This window comes from Thermosynechococcus sp. PKX95 (genome assembly GCF_031583295.1).
Taxonomy (GTDB): domain Bacteria; phylum Cyanobacteriota; class Cyanobacteriia; order Thermosynechococcales; family Thermosynechococcaceae; genus Thermosynechococcus.
In genome coordinates this window covers 982,882-1,004,229 of record NZ_CP134171.1, presented here as the reverse complement: position 1 = coordinate 1,004,229, position 21,348 = coordinate 982,882, and the positions used below count along the sequence as shown (strand labels likewise).

Sequence of the window (21,348 nt, the reverse complement as noted above, 5' to 3'; positions counted from 1 at the left end):
ACTGGTTTGAATCACATCCCCTGAGTGGCTAAGCATGACTCAATGTTAACCTAATAGCCAAGCCATCACCTGTTGACCAAGGCAAGTCCCATTGAGGCGATCGATCTCACGAACGCCCGTGGGGCTAGTGACATTCACTTCTGTCAAATAGCCACCAATGACATCAATCCCCACAAAGTACAGGCCATCGCGCCGTAGGGCAGGGGCTAAAGTTTGACAAATCTGGCGATCACGCTCGGTAATTTCCACTGCTGCCACCCGTCCCCCTGTGGCCATATTGCCCCGAAATTCATCCCCTGTGGGAATCCGATTCACAGCACCAATGGGTTCCCCATTGAGGAGAATGATTCGTTTATCGCCTTCCTTGGCCGCGGGTAGATACTCTTGCACCATCACGGGCAGTTGTCCGCGTTGGGTACTGATTTCAATCATGGAATTGAGGTTGCGATCGCCCGCCTGCAAAAAGAGAATGCCTTCTCCGGCTTTGCCCCCCAAGGGCTTGAGCACCGCCATGCCCTGCTGCTGCACAAATTCCCGAATGCGCTGCTTATCTCCTGTGACAATCGTCTTGGGAGTCACACTCGTAAATTGCAGGGCATACATCTTTTCATTGGCATGGCGCAACCCTGCGGGCGAGTTGAGGACAAGGGTGGTCTGGGGATCGATTAAATCAAGACAGTACGTGGCATAGAGGTAGGCGGTATTGACTGGGGGATCCTTGCGCATCCACACGGCTCGAAAGGTGTTGAGGGGTCGCCATTCCACTGCCCCCGTCTGAAACCAAGGTTGGGGAATCTGCCACTGGCTGGCCACTAGTTGCACGGGCGATAACTGGATCGGGGTGAGCGCTGCCCATACCTGACCTTCGCGGATCAGCAGTTGGGAAATTTCCGTTACCCACACCTGTGCGCCTGCCGCTTGCGCTGCTTCCATCAAGGCCACACTGGTATCGTGGCCGGGGTCAAGGCGGGCGATCGGGTCAATAATAAAGGCAATATCCACGGCCATTCCGCTAGGCTGCCGCTTGCAGGAGCGTATCCAAGATGCCTTGTGCCTCTAGGGCATAGAGATCATCGCAGCCGCCAATGTGTTCGTTGTTAATAAAAATTTGCGGGAGCGATCGCCGGCCATGGGCACGTTGAGCCATTGCAGCACGAGCCGCTTCATCGCCATCAATGACGTACTCGGTAAATTTTACTCCTTTGCGCGTCAGCAATTGCTTTGCTCGAATACAAAAAGGACAACGAGACCACGTATAGATTTCGACGTTGGCCACAACTTTACCTCGTTACAAAAATTCACTTTGATTCCAGCCTAGCAAAAAGGGAGAAGAGACACACCCCCTCTCCCTAATGTCCTGTCCTACAACTCCCTACAAATAATTGGGATCTTGGACATTGCGAATTTTGCAGGCTTCAGCAATGCCGTACTGCGGTCGCAAGAAGCGATCCATCTGAGCCACAAAGAAACGCCGGTTGGCCATGAGATGCTCCGGATTGGGATCATCTAAGGGGTAGTAGAAGGCGGCACGGGTTGCTTGCAAAACAGCGGAGGTCACCGTGTACATCGCATGCTGGAAGGCAATTCCCAACTGCACCAAAATATCATCCTCGCCGCGACAGTGCTGGTGGAAGTAATCCTTCAGGTACTGGGGTAGGAAGTGATACATGTCCTGATGCAGCAGTGTGGGGGGAATCCCCGCCGTCCCCACCGGGAATTTATCGGCAAAGAGAATGCCATAGTGGAAGTCCACCTGATCAGTGGGCACCTGATTGGCTTGGGCATTGTAGGACTTCGTTCCCCGGAAGGGCGCCGTGCGGTAAAAGACCGCTTCCACATAGGGGAAGGCCGCTTCATAGAGCCACATAAAGCCCTTTTCCTTGGGCACAAGGACATGCACCTCGCCATCAATATAGACGTGGTGGTAAATCGGGCGACCGGCAATGGCAAAAATTCCATTGACCAAGAAGTTCATGGCATCCTTGACGCTGGTAATGCTGCCCTCGTCATAGCGATCGCTCATCTCGAAGAAGACGGGTGCCATCACTTCCCAAAATAGCCCCAGCACGTTCATGTAGGTGGCTTGGCGAGCCTGCTCCAAGAAGAGGTCGGGAAAGAGCTTGTACAGCCCGAGCATCAGCGGGTTGCCTTTGAAGTAGGCGCGGATTGCCCTATCGGCGGCGGCTTTGTACTCTTCAGAGTCAAGGTAGATATCCAGCTGCCCCCCCATGCGATGCCACATCATTGAGCGCGCCAAGCTTTCGGAAAACTCCATGTTGATGCGGTCGTGCCAAAGGTGGTGGAGCAGACGCGGCATTTTCCCTGTTTCCCCCTTTGCAATAAATTCCATCAGTTCGGGGTGGGCATGGGCAGGGCCACGCCAAATCCGCAGATCCGCTGTATCCCCAGCATAGTGATTGGCCAACTCAAAGTAGTCCTTGGTTGGAAAATACTTGAAGAAGGGAAAAGGATGGATAAATACCCGCTCGCCGAGGTACAGCAAATTCCGCCAGTAAAAGTCCATCGGAATGGCGTAGGCCTTGTACATACCGATGATCTTCATCAGGTTCACTGGCGTGTCGGGAATGAGGGCACCCCCCGCCTCAAGGCGGTAAATAATGTCGGCTAGGGGGTGATCCAAGGGGGGCAGTTTGGCAGAACTGGGACGCTCAATTGTTTCAACCATGGTTTCCTCGCTGAGCTATAGGGGTAAACTGGCAACGGTTTCGGTGGCAGTAGGGATAGCGGCAACCAGCTGCGCACTGGTGGTTTCACTCCAACGCACCAGCCATGTTGGTTGGATGCCCAGAACCAGAATCAGCAGTGTCAGTACCATAGCGGGGAACTTCTCTGACCAAACCACCCGTGGGTAGTAGGCAGTGGCATTGTCAAGACGGCCAAAGCAGGTGCGGTTAATCAAAATCACAAAATAAACAGCCGTGAGGCCGGTGCCCACCACCGCAATTAGAGTTGGCATCGGGAAGGTACCATAGCTGCCTTGGAAGATTAAAAATTCCGCCACAAACCCCACTAATCCTGGAATACCGGCACTGGCCATCCCCCCCAAAATGAGGAGAGCACTGGTGGTCGGTAACCCCCGCAGAGGATTGAGCAAGCCATTGAGCACATTGAGTTCGCGGGTGCCAACTTTCGTTTCAATGACGCCAACCAAATAGAACAGCAATGCCAAAATCAGGCCATGGCTAATCATTTGGGCAATGGCGCCGACGATGCTGAGGTGGGTATGGGCTGCTGCCGCCAACAATACGTAGCTCATGTGACCAATGGAGCTATAGGCCACCATGCGTTTAATGTCCTTTTGGGCGATCGCAGCCAGTGCTCCATAGCTAATGCCAAGAGCCGCCACAAGGGCCAGCAGGCCAGAAAACTGCCCCCAAGCCTCTGGAAAACAGCCTAAGGCAAACCGCACTAGGCCATAGGCACCCAGCTTAGCTAGGATCCCCCCAAGGAGAATGGCGGTTGGCATTGAGGCTTCCACATAGGCATCGGGCAACCAACTGTGAAGGGGCACCAAGGGCATTTTGATGCCAAAACCTAGGATCAACAGCAGCAGCAGAATCCCTTGGGTCGTCGGTGCCAAGCCAGCAACCTGAATATCTTGATAGTCAAAGCTAGGAGCGTGGGTGAGCCAGCCCATCCCCAAAAAGGCAGCTAGCACGAGAATTCCTGAGACTGCCGTATAGATCAGAAACTTGATCGCTGCCTGCTCGCGACGCTGCCCGCCCCAGATCAAAATCAACAGGTAAAAGGGCACCAACTCAACTTCGTAAAAGAGAATAAACAGCAGCAGATTTTGTGCTGCTAACGCCCCGGTAATTCCCGCATTGGCCAAAAGAACAAGGGCATAGAAGAGCCGATGGCCACTTTTTTCACCCGTGAACACGACCACAAGGGTTAAGAACGTCCCCAAGACAATCAGCGGGAGGGACAACCCATCCACACCAAGGGAGTAGTTCAATCCCAAGGGCGACAGCCACGGCACAAATTCCGTAAATTGTAGTGCGGTCTGCTGGACATCAAACTGCGTCAGCATCCAGAGGGACAGGGCAAAGGTGACACCAGCGCTCACCAAAGCAACCGAACGCAAGGCTCGTTCTGGCAGCAGCGGCATCAGCAGCGCACCGATGACAGGCAAAACAATTAACAGCGTCAGCATAGGGCAAGAACCTCAAGGAATGGAGCACTAAGCCAGCAGTGGCCAACAAATGGCAATCACCAGAAGGGCGACCCCCATCAAAATGGTGAGGATATAGGCTTGGGATTGACCCGTTGTACTGTACTTCAGGCGATCGCCCCCTAGGAGGGTTGCTCCGCCAAAGGCATTGCCAGTGCCATCCACCAACGTGCGATCAAACCAAGCAGTCATGCGGGAAATCATATCCACTGCTCCCACCACGGTGGCTTTGTAGAGCTTGGGCGTATAGAAATCGTAGGCCAGCAGATCCTGTACCGACGGTAGCGGAAACTGCACCGGCTTGGGAATGGCTTGGCCGAGATAGACCCATGCGGCTGCACCCCAGCCCAAGATAGCGGTTACCGTCAGGGCAGCTGCTGTGGTTAAGGAAGGATCTGTCCAAATCACCCAATCAAAGCGCCCCATGAGAATGGGCAAGTGCAGCACCAGACCCAGATCAACGGTCATCGGCAAAATCATCGGCCAAAAGACCTCGGGCGATCGCGCCGTCATTGGTTTGACCTCACCGCCCCAAATCAGGCAGAACGTGCGACCAAGACTAAAGGCAGCAAACGCATTCATCAATAGAAGCACCACCCCCACCCAAGGCAGTTGGGCAAAGGCCGTATCCAGCAATTCTGCCTGTGGGAAAAAGCTGGCCAAGGGGGGAACCGCCAGCAACCCTGCAGAACCAACGAGAAACGAAATACCGGAAATGGGGCGCCGCGACCACAGCCCGCCCAATAGGCGCAGATCTTGGGTAATGCTATTCCAAATAATGCTGCCAATGCTCATCATCAGCAGTGCCATGGCCACGCCGTAGGTGAGGATAAAGACAAAGGCTAAGCCCGGCTCCTTGAGACCAACGGCAATAAACACCCAGCCCATGTAGGCACTCACCAAATAGGAGAGGGCGCGTTTAATGTCCACTTGGGCAATGGCAATCAGGGTTCCTCCCAAGGCAGTGACGCTACCAATGACCAGCAAACCTGTTAGAGCGACAGAGGAAAGGCTCAGCACCGGCGTCAGCTTCACCAGCACCCATGCCCCCGTGCCCACAACAATGGCATTCCGCAGAATAGAGGCAGGCACAGGGCCTTCCATGGCCTCATCCAACCACAGATGCAATGGGAATTGGGCACATTTCCCCATTGGCCCAGCAATCAGCGCCAAACAAATTAGGGTAATGAGGGTGGGATCCACCTGAGCCGTAGCTGCCCAAGCCGCTAAATCGTCGTAGTTCCAAGAGCCAGCAAGGGGATAAATCGCCAACACCCCCATCAGCAGCACCAAGTCTCCCACCCGCTTGGTGAGGAAGGCATCGCGGGCACCGGTCACCACCAGCGGTTGGTTAAACCAGAAGCCAATGAGCAAATAGGTCGCTAGGGTCAGAATTTCGAGCATGACATAGTTAAAAAACAGAGAATCCAGCAGCACCAGCGCCCCCATCCCCCCCTCAAACAGAGCCAATAGGGCAAAAAAGCGCGCCCAGCCCCAATCCATCTCCATGTAGCCGATGGCAAAGATCTGAGCCATGAGGTTCAAACCCGTAATCAGCATCAGGGCAGTGGTCGTCAAAATCGAAATTTCAACGGGAATGTCAAAGTGCAGACCCGCCACATCCAGCCACGTCCAGTGCAAAGACTGCGGCGGTTGGTTGGCGATCGCCACCGTGGCCAACAGTGCATGAACAAAGGAGAACAACGTGAGCAAGAGATTCAAATAGCCCGCTGGACGAGGTCCCGTTTTCCGGGTGATCCCCGGTGACCAAATCAAGGACAGCACCATTCCCGCCAGCGAGTAAAAGGGAATGAGCCATACTGTGTCCGCAAATGATTGCAACATAAACCCCGCTTATGCCTATGGACAAGACTAATTAGATTTAATCTTATCTATGAATGGCACCAGACCTTCCAGGGCTAAGTGCAAAGTTGCATCAATATCTCTTATCGCCCAGATAAAAGGCAACTATGAAGGATTGAGCATTGTTTAGGATAGCTATAAAAGCTTAGGGGGAAATTTGAAAGGTCACTCGTGCGGTGTAGCCCACATAACAGAAATTGCCTTCGCCCCAGTCTTGATCAGCGTCTAATTCAACGCGCACTTGGCTTTGACGTGGATAGTTTTCGGGAATGGGAATGACCTGATCGTCGCCGGGGTTGAGGCGACCCAAGCCAGAGCGAATGTTGGTGACTGTGCCCCAAACCACCTTGCCTTTGCTGCCATAGAGTTCAATTTTGGCCTTGGTACCGGGGTGGATTAGCCGCAGGGACTGTTCCTCTACAAACACATCAATCCAGCGCCGTTGACAATCCAATAACTGCAAAATTTGATCCCCTTTGCCGAGAAACATCCCCGGACGGGCATCCACCCGCCAGACATAGCCGGCAATGGGAGCCGTTACCTTCACCACCTTGCGCTGAGCAACCTCCTGCCGGGCTTGGGCAACCTGTCGCTGTTGAGCCGCAATTTCCCGTTTCAGCCCTTGGACGATCGCCTGCTGTTCGCTAATCTGAATTTTTAGCTCCTGAAGCCGCAGGCGGGGGTCATAGTTGCTGCGAGTGTTGCGCAGGGTCAGTCCCAATTCAGCGGCACGGGCATCGGCCTTGAGCGCCTCTACCCTATCAGCGGCAGCCTCCACTTCCCGTTGGCGAGCAGCCACTTGCGCTTGGCTTTGCTGCAATTCCGTTAGAGCCGCATCTGCTTGGGCTTGGGGTACCGCTCCCTGCTGCGCCAACTGGCTAAAGCGCTGGTAGTTAATTTTTGCCAATCGATAGCGTGCCTTGGCATCAGCCAGATTCGCTCTAGCAGCCCCTAGTTCCGCTTGGGCAGCCGCCACTTGGCGATTGGTTTGTTTCACCTCAAGCAGCTGTTGATGGCGTTCATCCCCTTGGGCAGAGGCGAGGAGTCCCTGCAACTGAGCCAGTTTTGCCTGAGCGGCTTCTAGTTCACCCTGCCGCCGTTCGAGCCATTTTTCAACTTCCTTGAGGTCGCCTTGGCTAAGGTAGTCATTTTCTAGCACGGCTAGGGGCGTCTCCTCCGCTGGCTTGATAAATTGCCCCACCTTTGCCCTCAGTTGCTGGAGGGTTCCTTCCTCCGGAGCCCGCACATTCACAATGACGCCATTAATGACCGCATCACGACTGCGAACCGTTGTCAAATGTTGGTAGAGAAACACCCCTGCAAAGGCAAGGATGCCACACCCGGCTGCGAACACTAACAAATTGGCAAGGAGCGATCGCCGTAGCTTCAGTTGCTGAGTCGGTACAACCTGATTTTTAATCTCCGTCAAAGGCGAGACTTGGCTTAAACTAGATGCAGAATCTGAAGCTGGCTTTTTCATAGAAAACTCACAACAAGTCAATTAAAGTGAATAAAATCGCCCAGCTACTTTGCATAATTGACAGGTAAAAGCTTTGTGCTAAAAACGCCTCATGTTTCCCTCACAATTGAACCTTAAAGAGTCTTGAATATTTTTTTACTAGCTTCATCTAAACATACTCACTAACCTTTTGTTATCCGTACAACTACTGAAGCTGACATCCGAAAATTACCTAATTAAAGACATCCAATCTTGGATTACCACAGGTTTTCAGAGCCTTAGCCCGCCCCAAAAGTATGGATAGAGTACGTATGATAAAAGTATCCGTGGCAGACCCCTATGACCCACCTTCCAGACGTTGACAAACAAGCATGGCTAATTGTGCGCTCCCAAGGTACGGTGGTCGGCAAGTATCACCTCGCAGGAAAGGCGTTCTGGAAAATTGGCCGCGCCAGCGACTGTGACATTATTATTCACGACCCCTATATTTCCCGACATCAGGCAACTATTGAACTACGCCCTCGGGGCAATGCCCTAGTGTACCTGATCCGTGACAACAATAGTCGCAATGGCACATTAATTAACGGTACACCCCTGTCGGAGGAGCGAGTCTTATACCATGGAGACCTTATTATGATGGGGGATACGGATCTCGCGTTTCACTATACAAGTCCGACCCCGTCTGTCCCGCCTAATGTGTTGCAGTGCTCTTGAGAACCAACCTGTCACCCCTCGATGAATTTTTGTGGGCCATTTTAGGCCTCCTGCTGACAGTGGCTGGAACCTTCATGGAGGCGGCGATCGCCCTCCCCAACCTCCTCAATGAGGAAGGGCAATTTGTTTTGCCCAGTTCATGGGCCGCCGTTCCCGTGTATGGGTTACCCGTCTCCTATCAAGTTGCGGCGGTTCTTCTAGTGGGCTGCATGGGGGGACGGCAAGCCGCCGCCCTCTCTCAGGTGGCTTATCTGATTCTGGGTCTCAGCGGGTTTCAGGTGTTTTCCCAAGGGGGCGGTCTGGACTACTGGCGTGAACCGACATTCGGTTACCTCTTGGGTTTTGTGCCGGGGGCTTGGGTCTGTGGTTGGCTGGCTTTTCGCCCCCAAAAGCGAGTGAGTTTAGAATGGCTTGCTTTGAGTGGCCTAGCGGGACTGGTGCTCATTCATGTCTGCGGTGCCCTCTACCTCAGTGGTCTGGCTCTTGCAGGGCAGTTGAGTCAACCCTTGGTGGAGCTACTAGAGCAGTATTCGCTTTTTGCCTTGCCAGGGCAGTTGGTGATTGTCTGCTTGGTGGCAGCGATCGCGCGGGTATTGCGCTTGATTTTGCTGTATTAAAGCTAAACCATTAAAATTTGCCTTCAATTAAACCTTCGGCCTCTAGGGCGATCGCTCGCAGGCGGTCTAGGATCTGCGGATCCGGTGCTTGCCACAGTTGACGCTGGGCAGCTTCGAGGAGTCGCTCGGCCATGTCCCGCAGTGCCCAAGGATTATGCTGCGCCACAAAGGCTTGCATTTCGCTATCAAGCAAATAGGTCTGAGCAATGCCTGTAAACACATAATCGGGCACACAGCGAGCCGTAGCGGCATAGCCAAAGAGATAATCCACTGTGGCGGCCATTTCAAAGGCACCTTTGTAGCCATGGCGCTTGATGCCGGCTAGCCATTTGGGATTAATGACGCGGGAGCGATAGACTCGCAGCAGTTCCTCTTGGAGGGTGCGAATTTTCGGCTGCTCTGGCCGTGAGTGATCGCCAAAGTAAACCGTGGGCTGCTGCCCCGATCGCGATCGCACGGCAACGGTCAAGCCCCCCTGAAACTGGTAATAATCATCGGAGTCCAATAGATCATGCTCGCGGTTGTCTTGGTTTTGCAGCACCACTTGCAATTGACTCAGCCGCTGCTCTAGGGCTTCCGCTGCATTGTGGCTGTGGGCTTCGCCGGTGTAGGCATAGCTACTCCAGTGAATATAGGCGCGGGCAAGATCGTCATCCCCCTGCCAGTTTTGGGCTTCGATCAGTCCTTGGAGTCCCGCCCCATAGGCACCGGGCTTGGAACCAAAGATGCGAAAGCGTGCCCGTTCCTGAGCTTGATTCAGGGAGAGACCCTGCTGTTGCCAATAGGCCGTTTCTTTGGCCACTTGGGCTGCCAAGGGATTTTGATCCGCGGGTTCATCCAACTGGCTCACCCGCTGCACCGCTTCATCAAAAAGAGCAATCAGGTTGGGAAAGGCATCGCGGAAAAAGCCAGAAATCCGCAGCATGACATCCACACGCGGTCGTCCCAACAGCGACAGGGGAATCACCTCCAAATCCACCACCCGCCGCGAGGCGCCCTCCCAGACAGGACGAACCCCCAACAGGGCAAGGGCTTGGGCAATATCGTCGCCCCCGGTGCGCATGGTTGCGGTGCCCCATACCGAAAGACCTAGGGTACGGGGAAATTCTCCCTGCTCTTGACAATAGCGTTCGATGAGGGCTGCCGCCGATCGCTCCGCCAATGCCCAAGCAGCTTCCGTCGGTACCGCTCGCAAATCCACTGCATAGAAATTCCGTCCGGTGGGTAGGACATCCGGACGACCACGACTGGGGGCACCGGCAGCGCCACTGGGAACATAGCCGCCATTGAGGCCATGGAGAAAGTGGTCAATTTCTTGGCGGGTCTGTTGCAGGGCAGGGTAGAGCACCGTACGAATCCAATCCAGTACCTGCTGAGTTGCACGGCCACAGGGGAGATCAGGGGTGCCCTTCAGTAAGTCCTCCACCAGTTTTGCCGCGGTTTCCTCGAGGGCATGCTGCCACTCACCAACGGAACGGTATCCAGGTACAGGACTTGGATCGGTTGGGTTAGCGGTCAGGGGATCTAAATCAACCCCTTGATCCTTTGCTAAGGCACGAGTGAGACCCATGTGCTGGCCACTGGGACTGCGGGCGATCGCCACCATCAGATCTCGCAACTGCCGTCCCTGGGGGCATTGGCCAAGAATATGCAGGCCATCGCGAATCTGGGCATCCCGCAGATCACAGAGGTAGCCATCGGTGCGCGCTAGCCACGCCGTCCAAGTTTCTTCAGGATTAGGGGCACCAATTTCTTGATCGAGATCGAGTTCTTTGACGAGGGCTTCAATCTGCTGCCGCAGCACACTCAAACGGGAGCGATCGAACTGCTCAGCGGCGTAGTATTCCTCAATGTAGTGGCTGAGGGTCTCTAGACCGCCGTACAGCTCAGCACGGGTGAGGGGGGGGGTCAGATGATCCAAAATCACTGCTTGAGCACGGCGTTTGGCTTGGGCACCTTCACCGGGATCGTTGACAATGAAGGGGTAAAAGTGGGGGACAGGGCCAAGGGCAATTTCGGGAAAACAGGTGTCACTGAGGGCAATGCCTTTGCCAGGGAGCCATTCTAGATTGCCGTGCTTGCCGACATGGACAATCGCATCCACCCCAAAAACATGGCGCAGCCAAAAGTAAAAGGCGAGATACGCTGGGGTGGGTTCCAAATCGGGGGCATGGTAATTCAAACTGGGGTCGCGATCGTAGCCCCGACTGGGTTGGACACCGACAAAAATGTTGCCCCAACAGTCACCAGCAATGGGGAGGTCTGTGGTGGGCGACGGCCAGCGTTCGTTAATGGCCGCCTGTACTGCCCTTGGTAGGTTCTGAAAATAGTGCTGGTAGGCCTCAAGGGGAAGGGTGTAGCGGGGCTGCCGCCAGTGATTGCCTTCGGGGTCGTTGGTGCGGTAGCGGCTGAGGTGGTGGATCAGGGCATCGCCATCCTTGGGCAACGGGTCAGTACCCAGATCATAGCCAGCCTGCTGCAATGCCTTCAGGAGTGCTACCGTACTGTTGGGGGTGTCGAGACCGACGCCATTGGCAAGACGACCATCGCGGCAGGGATAGTTGGCTAAAATCAGGGCAATGCGGCGCTCATGGGGGGCTTTGTGGCGCAGTTTCAGCCAGTTGGCTGCCAGATCACTGACCCAGTGCAGGCGATCGCCCACCGGGGCATAGGTGGTCACGGTGGTTTCCACATCTGTTTGAATTTGCGACACCGCCTTAAAGGACACCGCACGGGTAATGATGCGGCCATCCACCTCCGGCAGGACGACGTGCATGGCAAGGTCGCGGGGCGTCAGTCCTTGGGGATGGTGTTGCCAAGTCTCGTGGGTGCTGCTGCTGAGAATGACCTGTAGCACGGGGACATCCAATTGCTGCCAAAAGTTGACCTCCTTGGGCTTGGCGATCGCGAACCCCGTCGTATTGAGAATCAATTCCACCTTGCCCCGCCATGCCGCCAGCAGTTCCCGTTGAATGTCTAGATCTTGCAGCGAGGAGACAAACAGGGGGACAGGTGCCAATTGCCGCTGCAGCAAGGCCTGAGCGAGGGCATCCATCACCGCCGTATTGCCCGCTAAGTAATGGGCACGGTAAAAGAGAATCCCCACCTGCGGCCAGTCGCTGGCTATCTGCCCCGCAATCGGATAGCTGCCCCAGCGGGGAATCCTTTGGGGGGGTGGGGGGGGCTGACCCCAACCGCAACCGTAGTGGCCAATGAACTCTAGGGCACGCTGAATATTTTCCTGTCCGCCCTCGCGGAAGTATTGCCAGAGGCGATCAACTTGGGCCAGCGGCCAACTGGAGAGGCTCATGAGTTCTAAGTCGGGGCGATCGTCCCCCGGCAATAAGATCAACTGCCCACCGCGATCGCTGACCATTTGCTGCGCCACCTCTAGGCCATAGCTCCAATAGCCCCGTCCCCCCAAGAGGCGAATCACGACCACGTCGGCCTTGGCTAGGACGCGATCGCCATAGTCATCAATGGCTGCTGCTGCTTGTAAATGCAGTAAATTCGCCAAGCGTAGAGGGGGAAAGTTCTCGGGTAGCTGCTTGTAGGCTTGAGCCAGCAGGGCAATATCCGTATCCGCTGCCGTTAAAATAATAACGGGAGCACTGCTTTGCTGTAGAAATGCAACATCGCTGTTATCTGTGGCAACAGTCAGATCATTTAATGTAAGAATTCGATGCATGCGTTGACAACAATCATTAAAGAAACTGGTGGGTTTTCCCCCCTGTCCCCCTTGAGCCGCTACAACAGAAATTAATGGGAAAAGCCTCTAGCGATCGCAACCCGCATGGCAATGCCACTTTCTGTGATGAACCGATCAAGGATTGAACTTCAAAAACTATGCGCCAGCCCGTCTTTGATCGAATTTTACCAGCATTTTTCTACGAGCGAATCGCCACAGTCCTGCTCGCAGAAGCTAGCCATCGCGGCGCAACTGTCCTTACCCGTGAAGAGGTGATAGCGTCTGCCGATGCCCCTTTTCTCGTCGTCGTAGCAGAGACCTTTGCGCTGCTGTTGCAGGCAGAAACCGTACCGCAGATGAGTGCCTATCGGGTAAAAATCCTCACTGAGCCGGTGGCGATCGCTCGCTTTCTGCGCAAAATTCGCAGCCAGACACCCCTAGGCCAGCGTTCCCTGATCCGCTCAGTTTTGCAGCAGTTGATTCCCTTGACCGCCAAAGACCAAGCGTTGCCCGCCGACTTGGCCCTTTCGCTGATGAATGTGCTCAGCGAAGACATGGCTCAGCAGTGTCAAAATTGTGCCCCCCTTGTCACTGCTGCCTTGAGCGAACGACAGGCCAAAGAGCGCCTGCTGCATCAGGTCACCACCCAAATTCGCCAAAGTCTGGAGCTACCAGAACTGTTGAAGATGGCAGTGGATCGGATTCGCGAATTTTTAGGTGCCGATCGGCTACTGGTGGGACAGTTTTACAATTCTACTGGTCAATTGCAGGGGCAAATTGCCTACGAATCTTGCCGCCATGGCGGAATTCCGTCGGTTCTTGGGCTCTGGGATGACTGCTGGCAGTGGTCTGCCCTACCCAGCAGTAGCTATCAGCGTCTCAGTCGTGGCCAAACCATCACAGTCAGTGACATTGACGAATTTTATCAAGAGGTTCCCTGCCTACAGGCCTTTGCCGTCCGCTGGCAGATCAAGGCCTGGCTAATTGTGCCAATCATTGTTCAAGAAAAACTTTGGGGAGTGCTCATTGCCCACCAGTGCGATCGCCCCCGCCAATGGCAACCCCAAGAAGTTGAGTTTTTGACCCATTTGAGTCAACACCTGAGTATTGCCATTTACCAAGCGCAACTCTACAGCGAGCTGCAACAGCAAAAGGCTACCCTTGAACAGCGCGTGAATGAACGCACCCAAGCCCTGCGGGAAGCCCTGAGTGCCATGGAAGCCGCTCATCGGATTAAGAATGACTTTTTGGCCACCATGAGTCATGAGTTGCGCACGCCCCTCACCTGTGTGATTGGGGTTTCGGCCACCCTCTTGCGCTGGCCCCTCGGTCCGCTAACGGAAAAACAGCGGGAGTATTTGGAAATTATCCATGAGAGTGGCACGCACCTGCTGGAGTTAATTAACAGCATTCTTGATCTCTCCCAAGCGGAATTGGGGCGATCGCGGCTGCATTACAGTGCCTTTTCGATTCGGCAACTCTGTACCGACTGCCTCGAAGTGGTCAAATCCCAAGCCCAGCGCCATCAAATTCACTTGCAGCATCAACTGATGATCCCGCCAAGTCGCGATCGCTTTTGGGGAGACTACCGCCGCATCCAGCAAATTCTCATTAACCTGCTCAGTAATGCCATTAAGTTCACGCCTGCGATGGGGGAAGTGATTCTGCGGGCATGGTGGAAAGAGGATGAACTGATTTTCCAAGTGCAGGACAATGGCATCGGCATCCCTGCGCACCTGCAACCCTTGCTCTTTCAGAAGTTTCAGCAGTTGGATAGCTCCTTTGGCCGTGCCTATACCGGCGCTGGTCTCGGCTTAGCCCTCACCAAGCAATGGGTGGATCTGCACAATGGCTGGATTGAAGTTGAGTCCACTGAAGGCAAAGGCAGCACCTTCACCGTTGGCTTACCTGCAACCTCTACGGACACCCTCTTGGAGCCGACCAAAGTCAAATTGGATGTGCCGCCCCTCGCCACAACGGATGTACTGGTCGAACCGGAGGGGCGAATTGTGCTTGTCAGTGAAGAGGAAGCCACAGCCACCCTCATCTGCTCGATTTTAACCACAGCGGGTTACCAAGTGATTTGGCTCGTCGATGGTGAAGTGGAACGGTTGCTAGCCCTGACGCCCATTGCCGTTCTTTTGGCAGAACCCTTTAGCTCTGGGGATTTGCAGGAGCTTGTAGATCAATTGCGACAACGCTGTACCCCTGAGCAACTGAAGATTTTTATTTTGGGATCAGAGCGCCCTTATCGGGGGGCCGATCGCCACATTTCTCTGCCCATTCATCCAGAAAGTTTTCTGCAACAGGTAACGATGGGGCTAACTTCCCTTGCGATCCCTGCCCAGTAGGGAAAAGGCTTGATCCACTTGACGGTAGAGTTCTTGAAGACCACTTGTATTCCAAAGAACGGTGTCTGCTCGTCGAATTTTCTCTTCTAGGGGAAGTTGACTGGCTAGGCGCAGGGCGGCGGCACTTTCAGAGAGACCATCCCGCTGCTGAAGGCGAGCTAACTGCTGTGCAGCTGTGGTGGCAACGACCCAAATCTGATCCACTAACCCTTCGAGGTGGGCTTCGAACAATAGGGGAATCACGAGGGTCAGCAGGGGCTGATCACATGCTTGAATGGCTTGCTGCATCTGGGCAATAACCCAAGGGTGAATTTGCGCTTCTAGCCAGTGGCGCTCTTGGGGTTGGGCAAAGACAATTTCCCCTAAACGGGAGCGATCGAGGCTGCCATCATCACGGCAAATCTCAACACCATAGCGATCGAGAATCGCTTGATAAATGGGCGTTCCGACGGCAACCGCCTGCCGCGCTAACTGGTCGGCATCGACAATAGGCACACCATACTGCTGCTGCAAATAGGCAGCCACCACCGATTTACCGCAGGCAATTCCCCCCGTGATACCGAGGCGAAGCGGTCTAGACACCCCCTTGGAGCCGCACCGCTGGCTGCATTAAGCGCACCCGTGCCCCAATATCCGCTGGCACAGTGGGGAGCATTTGTTGATAGGTCACTGTCTGACCGGGACCGACAGTTGCCGGTTCTGGCGTCGCTGCACCCGTTTGTAGAATTTGGCCATTAGGCCCCACGACCTCATAGTTAACGGATTGAATCGTTACCGGTTGGCGGTTATTGTTCGTCACGGTACCGGTCACCACTGAAGAGCCTGGTAACTTCAGTACAGGTTGAAGCTGCGGCTGCCCCACACGGATATTGCGTAGGAGCTGTTGTTCCAGCACTTTGGGATCGACTTCTTGGGGCGTCTCTGATGGTGTTGGCGTAGAAGCGGCTGCCGTTGCGCCAGAAAGGTTGAGCAAATGATTCCAGTAGCGTTGATTGCGTCCCCACTCATAGGGAGAGTTACCAATAATCACAATGTCGCCCGCAGCCCGCTGTGCCAAGGCAGGGAGGGGGGCGATCGCTCCAAGAAGCACAATACTGGTTAGCCAAAGGGGAAATGGCGATCGAGTTATCTTTAGCATGGCGCACGCTCCTGTCAATGCAGCCTACTCTCCATCCTACTGCAACTTGATGTGGGGTTTGGGGTCAGCCAACCGCCCTCAATATCGGCACAGGGGCAGCTATCGCAACAGCGGCATATTAACAATTTGGGGATCAATACCGGCACTCTTGAGCACATCTTGCCACTGCTGTTTGATGGCAGCGTCATTGGGATTGCTTTGCTGCAACTCCACAAGGGTTGCCAAGGTATCGTTCCAGAGTTGACTGGTGGCCAAAAGGGGCAGGCGATCAGCCGGAGGCATGGTGGTAATTACCTGGGCAAGGTTGCTGTCCAGCTCAGCCCGCTCAATCCAGCCCGTCACAAAGGGATTGGCATCGGGTTCATTGGACTTACAGGTGAGGGAGAAGATCCACTGGTATTTTTGCCCCGGTTGTAGCTTCGCCTTACTGGCATCCACTGTCACAGGTAAAATGCCGGCTTTACCATTCAGGGGCACTTGTTGGGTGAGGAGCAGATCGCCAGCTTCTGAGAGCAGCATCAGTTCCGCCGATTTGGCCGTGCTTTGGGGAACAAAGAAAAAGAGACTGGGATTGGCCGCAGCGGTCATCCCCAAGTTGTTATCGGGCACAAGAGCAACAATTTTTGTCAGAGAGCCTTGGGTACATTCCCCAAAGCGGGTGGCGCCTGCGATCCGTTGCCCTGGCATGCCGCGATTTGAGGGTACAAAGGTGAGACGATTACTCGATTGGGCAGCGTAGCGATCGCGAGCAATATAGGCCTCGACATTACTAATCGCTGTGAGGGCATAGCGGTTACCGGGGCGCAGACTGAGGGCACGGCGGAAATTCACCAAGGCGGATGGATAGTCGCGTTTGGCGGTGAGTTGATACCCCCGCTGCATGTAGCGATCGAACTCACTGGCTTCGCTAGGGGAAGTTTGGCCAACAGCAGGTAACGATGGCAAAATAACTGGCAGGGCACCCATCCCCATTGCCAAGGTACCGACAAGCAGCCACGAAAGGCCAAAACGGTGGGTAGACATAGCACTTACCTACTGAACATGCTAACTATCTTTAAGGTACTATCGGGAAGAAAACCCGATTGTGATCAGGCTTGCACATCCCCTGTGATTTCCGTAAAAGAGCAGCAAACGAGCAATCATTCCTCCCTTGCGCCGATCACGCTTCCCTTGGTGGAGATGTTCTCAGCGATTCAAGGGGAAGGCGCTAATGTGGGGTGTCGGCAAATTTTTATTCGCTTGGCGGGTTGTGATCTCCGCTGCACCTATTGTGACAGTGCCCACACATGGTTTGTTCCCCCCCATGCCCTAATTGAAGCACAAGCGGGCGATCGCTACTTTCAAACCGTACCCAATCCCGTCACTGCCGCCCATATTCTCGAAGCCGTACAGCAGCTCAATACTCCCCCCATCCACGACAGTATTAGTCTCACCGGCGGCGAACCGCTGCTCCATGCTGCAACACTGGCACTATTTTTGCCCCTCCTCAAAGCCCATAGCTCCCTGCCCCTCTACCTTGAAACTGGCGGACACCATCCAGAAGCACTGGAGCAAATTCTTCCCTATCTCGATAGTGTCGGCATGGACATTAAGCTCCCCAGCGTCAGTGGTGAGTGCCATTGGTCAGCCCATGAAGCCTTTTTGCGCCTGTGCGATCGCGCCCCTGTCGAGGTCTTTTGCAAAGTGATTATTTCCCAAACAACGGATCCTGCTGATTTAGACCGCCTCGCTACCCTTGTGGCCAGCGTCAATCCCCATATCCCGGTCTTTCTCCAACCTGTAACGCCCGTAGGTACCGGTCGCTGTACCCCCCCACCCACCCCGGAACAACTCCTCAGGTGGCAAGCGCAATTGAAGGCACAGCTGACCCAAGTGCGCGTCGTCCCCCAAACCCATAAATATCTCGGCCAGCGCTAGGGGTATTTTTTAATTACTTTTTAATCAAAATGTACGCACGGACATAATTGGGGATGCGACGGGCAGCCGCTTGGTAGGTAGCACGGTCTGGAAAAATTCCCGCTAGAAAGTCCAACTGATAGAGATTGGGCATAAAGGCTCCCCCCGTATCGGCAATCACGCCGAGGCGCAGTTTAGGCTGACCGCCTTGGGTATCTTCAACCACAATGACTCGCCCAAGACCGATATTCCAGACATCCCCCGCAAAGGTCACCTCAGGTTGGGTATTGATTTTGTTTTCAATGGTGCTGCCATAGCCCTTAAGGAAAGGGACTTCACGAAAATACCAGTAGCGTCGCTGCTCGTAGGGATCAACCCCCTTGACGAAGGGAATATCATTATTGCGATCCACATTGAAAAAGGCTTCAGTGCCATCGGTAAATTGCACCAGAATCGTCCCCTGCATCAGGGCATCCTCAAGCCCTCTCCTCGTCAAGTAGGCCAAAGGCTTCACCCGTCCATAGAGGGAGCCACCCGGTTCAAAAATCCCTTCCAGTACCTGTTGCTTTGTCAGTTGCTTATAAAATAAGTCCTCGGGTTGATCGGGAACACGGGGCGGCAGAGCATAAAGCGCCGTATTGTACGTCTCTGTGCGGGTGCGTGATCCGCGATGGGTAAATACCGCATAGTTGGTGAGGCGCAATTCCTTAGTTTGATGCGGATTGCGGGGGTTGTGGGGCAGCCATTGAATGACGCGAAAGTGCCGATTAATAAATGCGGGGTCTTGCAAACGAATTGGGCGCTTGCGACTAATATCCTCCGTGAGCGTCGCAATCATAAAGTCTAGGGTGTCGAGGACTTGGGGCAGCGTCACCCCCTGAATCGCCAGAATGCCCTCCCGCTGGGTAATGGGGTCTGTTTCCCTAAAGTCTTGAAAATACTGGCGAGTGCTACGCAACACTTGCAGCAGCTTCATCGGGGCGGTGCTAATGCGGTGGGCGGGCAGGGGGCGATCGCGAAACAGGTTCCGCCCATCCACTTGAAACTGGGGCTGGCCAAACTCATCCAGCACGGTGTACAGGGGAGATACAGCCACAGGGGACGTTGTAACCGTTGCAGATGCTTCTACTGGTGCTGAGGGAACCGTTGCCGCTTGACAGCCCACTGCCAAAAACATCAAACTCAGACAACTTGCCGCACTCAGCCAATAGAAACGCATAAGCAGACCTTGAACATGTTTAGCCTGCACTCCCTAATCCTCGCATCGCAGGTGGGGGTTAAGGCGCGGCAATGTAGGGAAGCGGAGTGGCCAATCGATTCATCATCCTAACCTTATGTGGAAAACTCCACAAGGGATGCTGCTCTCACACCTATACGATAGACCTGCGATTCAAAGTCGGTAACAGTACCAGTGGCGGTGAGGGCTTGGATAAACTCTTCGCGGCGACGCGGATTGACATAGAGCTGACCAGCAATGTCAGTGATGTGAGCCTGTAGATCCGCTGGGGAGTCATAAGCGTAGATGCGAGCCAAGGCGGGGTTGACCTTGAGGTAATGACCATTGGGACTAGATTGCAAGATCCCCTCTGTGGCATTTTCAAAAATACTGCGGTACTGGCTCTCGGCAAGGCGGAGCGATCGCTCGATCTCTTGGCGCTCTAGCACATTGGTAAATACTTGACCCATCACTTGCAGCAGTGGTAGGAGGGTCTCTAGGTGGGAATGAGCCTGACGTACAAAGTCTAATCCCAAAAAGCCGATCAACTCCTCACCGCGATTGAGGGCAACCACAAGGAGGGACTGAATTTGCTGGACGTCTAGACCTTGGCGATCAGGGGAATCCTTGGGCAGGTTTTGGATGCAAGGCCAGATGACATGATCCTGGCTCTGAATTTCTTCGAAAAAACGGGGATAGTCTTGAGTCACAATCCCCTGAAGCTGTTCCTGCTGAGGTTCAATGCCGGGGGCGCACCATTCGTAGGTATTGGAAAAGCTCCCTTGGGTACCGGGGTCACGTTCAAAGAGGTAAGCGCGATCGGCCTCCGTCATTTCCCCCAAAAGACCCAGCACCTTGTGGATGGCCTGGGGAATCTCCGTCAGGGGGTCGAAAAAGGTTAGCAGTGCTCCATCCTGAAGCAGTGAAGCTACGGAGAGGTGATTCCCCAAAAGCTGCTGGCCAATGCTGTTGGCGCTAATGACTTGATATTGGGGTGGGCGGGTGGCAGAAACACCAATCAGTAGTAGCCCTTGGGCACTGTAGTTAAAAAAATCTCTAACAGGCGATCGGCCATGGAGAGGGAGGAAGCGGCCAGTGTCTGGCCTTGCAGAGGAGAGGGCTGAACCACGGCCAATGTTTCTAAATTTTATTTCTTAATCCATCTACTCTAAACGATTCTGGCCAAGATGAACTGCTAAATGGAAAACACTTTATGCCACACCAAATGCCACACCAAAACGATGCCGCCTGTGGCTGTAAGGGTGATCAGGTAGAGGGAACGGCTGAGCCGCAGAGCTGCAATAATCGTGCCTTGATCAATGGGGTGCAGCGGTTCTCCTAAAAAGGGTTTCACTTTCACCGTGCCGCGATAGATATTCGTACCCCCCAGCCGTACGCCAAAAGCGGCTGCATAGGCACACTCACTCCAACCGGAATTGGGACTGGGATCCTTGGGCGCATCCTGGCAACACCACTGCCATACCCGCTGCCACTGCCTAGAGCAAAGGGCAACTAGAAAGACGAGCCACCGACAGGGCAACCACGTGAGCACATCATCGGTTTTGGCAGCAAACCATCCCCAGTGGGTGTAGGGTGGCTCGCGATAGCCAATCATTGAGTCCAAGGTACTGGCAGCTTTGTAGGCCATGACGAGGGGCAAGGGGGTTAGTTGCGGAACGATAAGGGTGGCGATCGCCCCATAAAACAGCGGTGCCATCATGCCATCAGTCGTATTCTCACTCACCGTTTCCAGAACCGCCCGCAGAATCTCAGGCGCCTCTAAGTGGGCAGTCTCGCGACCCACATACTTAGCCAAGGACTGGCGTGCCCCCTCAAGATTGCTAGCCGCCAAAGGTGCCAATACCTCTGCCGCTGCATCCCGCAGACTACGACCCGCAAAGCCACTGGCGGTGCCCACGACTGCAATCCCCCAACCGAGGAGGGGCGAAATCGTCATTCCCAGTGCCACCACCCCCCAACTGATGAGGGCAGAACCTAGGATTAAGCTCAGTGTCAGCAGCGCCCCCCCCAACCGCTGTCCCCAAACTGGCCAGCCTTGGCCATAGTTGAACCCGTTGCTAAGGGATTGAATATAGGCTCCCATCCAGCGCACGGGATGCGGCCAGCCCCACGGATCCCCAAGGCCAAAGTCAAGGAGGGCAGCAGCCAGAAGAATCGTGTAGGCAATGAAGGCGCAAGACACAGGAACGA

The 21,348-nt window shown here is 54.5% G+C and carries 17 protein-coding genes; 4 read left to right on the top strand and 13 right to left on the bottom strand.

All coding sequences use genetic code 11. The features are described from left to right. Positions 1 to 45: 45 nt before the first annotated feature. The 6 genes from gshB to RHH81_RS04645 form a co-directional block, all read right to left on the bottom strand. Positions 46 to 1,002 carry a glutathione synthase gene (gene gshB / locus RHH81_RS04670; protein WP_310743461.1) on the bottom strand — a complete coding sequence of 319 codons (957 nt, stop codon included), beginning with the start codon at positions 1,000 to 1,002 and terminating at the stop codon, positions 46 to 48. Positions 1,003 to 1,012: 10 nt separating this feature from the next. Continuing rightward, entirely contained in the window at positions 1,013 to 1,276 is a 264-nt protein-coding gene (grxC, locus tag RHH81_RS04665) for a glutaredoxin 3 (RefSeq protein WP_206201279.1), read from the bottom strand. A 96-nt stretch (positions 1,277 to 1,372) separates the two neighbouring features. Then, on the bottom strand, positions 1,373 to 2,686 hold the full coding sequence (locus RHH81_RS04660; protein WP_310437868.1) for a CO2 hydration protein: 1,314 nt from the start codon (positions 2,684 to 2,686) through the stop codon (positions 1,373 to 1,375). A 15-nt stretch (positions 2,687 to 2,701) separates the two neighbouring features. Next, a complete protein-coding gene (locus RHH81_RS04655) occupies positions 2,702 to 4,177 on the bottom strand; it encodes an NADH-quinone oxidoreductase subunit M (RefSeq protein WP_310743460.1) in 1,476 nt (491 codons plus the stop codon). Positions 4,178 to 4,204: 27 nt separating this feature from the next. Then, a complete protein-coding gene (locus RHH81_RS04650) occupies positions 4,205 to 6,040 on the bottom strand; it encodes an NAD(P)H-quinone oxidoreductase subunit F (RefSeq protein WP_206201276.1) in 1,836 nt (611 codons plus the stop codon). A gap of 163 nt (positions 6,041 to 6,203) precedes the next feature. After that, a complete protein-coding gene (locus RHH81_RS04645) occupies positions 6,204 to 7,538 on the bottom strand; it encodes an HlyD family efflux transporter periplasmic adaptor subunit (RefSeq protein ID WP_310743459.1) in 1,335 nt (444 codons plus the stop codon). Between the two features lie 318 nt (positions 7,539 to 7,856). Here RHH81_RS04645 and RHH81_RS04640 point away from each other — a divergent pair, with 318 nt between their 5' ends. Then, a complete protein-coding gene (locus RHH81_RS04640; RefSeq protein WP_206201274.1) occupies positions 7,857 to 8,231 on the top strand; it encodes an FHA domain-containing protein in 375 nt (124 codons plus the stop codon). Between the two features lie 74 nt (positions 8,232 to 8,305). After that, a complete protein-coding gene (locus tag RHH81_RS04635; RefSeq protein WP_225901700.1) occupies positions 8,306 to 8,848 on the top strand; it encodes a biotin transporter BioY in 543 nt (180 codons plus the stop codon). Positions 8,849 to 8,858: 10 nt separating this feature from the next. Here the strand turns inward: RHH81_RS04635 and cobN are convergent, their stop codons facing one another. After that, positions 8,859 to 12,536 (bottom strand): cobaltochelatase subunit CobN, encoded by a 3,678-nt coding sequence (gene cobN, locus RHH81_RS04630; protein ID WP_310743457.1) that lies wholly within the window; start codon positions 12,534 to 12,536, stop codon positions 8,859 to 8,861. Positions 12,537 to 12,694: 158 nt separating this feature from the next. Between cobN and RHH81_RS04625 the strand changes: the two genes are divergently transcribed. Beyond that, on the top strand, positions 12,695 to 14,887 hold the full coding sequence (locus RHH81_RS04625; protein WP_310743456.1) for an ATP-binding protein: 2,193 nt from the start codon (positions 12,695 to 12,697) through the stop codon (positions 14,885 to 14,887). Here RHH81_RS04625 and coaE read toward each other — a convergent pair. From coaE to RHH81_RS04610, 3 genes are all read right to left on the bottom strand, one after another. Further along, positions 14,858 to 15,469 carry a dephospho-CoA kinase gene (gene coaE / locus RHH81_RS04620; protein ID WP_310437874.1) on the bottom strand — a complete coding sequence of 204 codons (612 nt, stop codon included), beginning with the start codon at positions 15,467 to 15,469 and terminating at the stop codon, positions 14,858 to 14,860. The genes RHH81_RS04625 and coaE overlap by 30 nt on opposite strands. Further along, complete coding sequence (locus RHH81_RS04615; RefSeq protein ID WP_206201270.1) at positions 15,462 to 16,025, bottom strand: FxLYD domain-containing protein; 564 nt, start codon at positions 16,023 to 16,025, stop codon at positions 15,462 to 15,464. The genes coaE and RHH81_RS04615 overlap by 8 nt, the downstream gene beginning before the upstream one ends. A 99-nt stretch (positions 16,026 to 16,124) precedes the next feature. Next, a complete protein-coding gene (locus RHH81_RS04610) occupies positions 16,125 to 17,048 on the bottom strand; it encodes a DUF928 domain-containing protein (RefSeq protein WP_206201269.1) in 924 nt (307 codons plus the stop codon). Between the two features lie 156 nt (positions 17,049 to 17,204). Here RHH81_RS04610 and RHH81_RS04605 point away from each other — a divergent pair, with 156 nt between their 5' ends. Next, positions 17,205 to 17,942 carry a 7-carboxy-7-deazaguanine synthase QueE gene (locus tag RHH81_RS04605; RefSeq protein WP_225901699.1) on the top strand — a complete coding sequence of 246 codons (738 nt, stop codon included), beginning with the start codon at positions 17,205 to 17,207 and terminating at the stop codon, positions 17,940 to 17,942. A gap of 13 nt (positions 17,943 to 17,955) precedes the next feature. Here RHH81_RS04605 and RHH81_RS04600 read toward each other — a convergent pair whose 3' ends face one another. The 3 genes from RHH81_RS04600 to cbiB form a co-directional block, all read right to left on the bottom strand. Continuing rightward, entirely contained in the window at positions 17,956 to 19,140 is a 1,185-nt protein-coding gene (locus RHH81_RS04600) for a hypothetical protein (protein WP_206201267.1), read from the bottom strand. Positions 19,141 to 19,253: 113 nt separating this feature from the next. Further along, complete coding sequence (locus RHH81_RS04595; RefSeq protein WP_310743455.1) at positions 19,254 to 20,087, bottom strand: hypothetical protein; 834 nt, start codon at positions 20,085 to 20,087, stop codon at positions 19,254 to 19,256. A gap of 245 nt (positions 20,088 to 20,332) precedes the next feature. Continuing rightward, complete coding sequence (gene cbiB / locus RHH81_RS04590) at positions 20,333 to 21,340, bottom strand: adenosylcobinamide-phosphate synthase CbiB (protein ID WP_206201266.1); 1,008 nt, start codon at positions 21,338 to 21,340, stop codon at positions 20,333 to 20,335. Positions 21,341 to 21,348: the final 8 nt, after the last annotated feature.

Excerpts from the sequence above, each read along its gene's own strand:
- RHH81_RS04610 (WP_206201269.1), bottom strand. The coding sequence starts at position 17,048 with ATGTCTACCCACCGTTTTGGCCTTTCGTGGCTGCTTGTCGGTACCTTG.
- RHH81_RS04605 (WP_225901699.1), top strand. The coding sequence starts at position 17,205 with ATGTTCTCAGCGATTCAAGGGGAAGGCGCTAATGTGGGGTGTCGGCAA.
- RHH81_RS04600 (WP_206201267.1), bottom strand. The coding sequence starts at position 19,140 with ATGCGTTTCTATTGGCTGAGTGCGGCAAGTTGTCTGAGTTTGATGTTT.
- RHH81_RS04660 (WP_310437868.1), bottom strand. The coding sequence starts at position 2,686 with ATGGTTGAAACAATTGAGCGTCCCAGTTCTGCCAAACTGCCCCCCTTG.
- RHH81_RS04640 (WP_206201274.1), top strand. The coding sequence starts at position 7,857 with ATGACCCACCTTCCAGACGTTGACAAACAAGCATGGCTAATTGTGCGC.
- RHH81_RS04650 (WP_206201276.1), bottom strand. The coding sequence starts at position 6,040 with ATGTTGCAATCATTTGCGGACACAGTATGGCTCATTCCCTTTTACTCG.
- RHH81_RS04635 (WP_225901700.1), top strand. The coding sequence starts at position 8,306 with ATGGAGGCGGCGATCGCCCTCCCCAACCTCCTCAATGAGGAAGGGCAA.
- RHH81_RS04615 (WP_206201270.1), bottom strand. The coding sequence starts at position 16,025 with ATGCTAAAGATAACTCGATCGCCATTTCCCCTTTGGCTAACCAGTATT.
- RHH81_RS04625 (WP_310743456.1), top strand. The coding sequence starts at position 12,695 with ATGCGCCAGCCCGTCTTTGATCGAATTTTACCAGCATTTTTCTACGAG.
- RHH81_RS04645 (WP_310743459.1), bottom strand. The coding sequence starts at position 7,538 with ATGAAAAAGCCAGCTTCAGATTCTGCATCTAGTTTAAGCCAAGTCTCG.
- RHH81_RS04655 (WP_310743460.1), bottom strand. The coding sequence starts at position 4,177 with ATGCTGACGCTGTTAATTGTTTTGCCTGTCATCGGTGCGCTGCTGATG.
- cobN (WP_310743457.1), bottom strand. The coding sequence starts at position 12,536 with ATGCATCGAATTCTTACATTAAATGATCTGACTGTTGCCACAGATAAC.